The 466-nt window shown below is 44.4% G+C and carries 1 protein-coding gene; it reads left to right on the forward strand.

Annotation, left to right across the window (positions count from 1 at the left end; genetic code table 11):
* Positions 1-466 (forward strand): AMP-binding protein (locus EAE91_RS23790; protein ID WP_214090578.1); only part of this gene is annotated, 466 nt, incomplete at both ends.

Here is a 466-nt window from a genome sequence, read left to right on the forward strand (position 1 = left end):
ACAAAGAGAAAAAAAGCCTTAATGTTTGCTGCTTATGTCTTTGACGCCTCAGTTTCTGAGTTATTCCTCAGCCTGCTTCATGGTCATACAATTTACCTTTGCAGTGAAACAGAACGTAATATCCCCGCCGTTGAAAAACTCATTCAACGGGAAAACATTGAAATGGCTACCTTACCCCCTGCCATATTGAAATTATTAATTGGGGCTGAGTTGCCTTCCCTGCAATTATTAGTCACCGCCGGAGAATCACCTTCTTCAGATTTTCTTGACTATTTCAGCCAGCACAACAGCATACTGAATGCTTACGGCCCGACAGAAGTGACCGTTTGTGCGACAGGAAAACAGTATCAAGGTGGGGATATTGCAGCAAACATTGGTAAAGCGATTAATAACGTCCGCCTTTACGTTCTTGATAATCACGGCAATCTGTCTCCTGTCGGCGCACCGGGAGAACTGTATATCGGCG

Source organism: Photorhabdus noenieputensis (genome assembly GCF_018448935.1).
Lineage (GTDB): Bacteria > Pseudomonadota > Gammaproteobacteria > Enterobacterales > Enterobacteriaceae > Photorhabdus > Photorhabdus noenieputensis.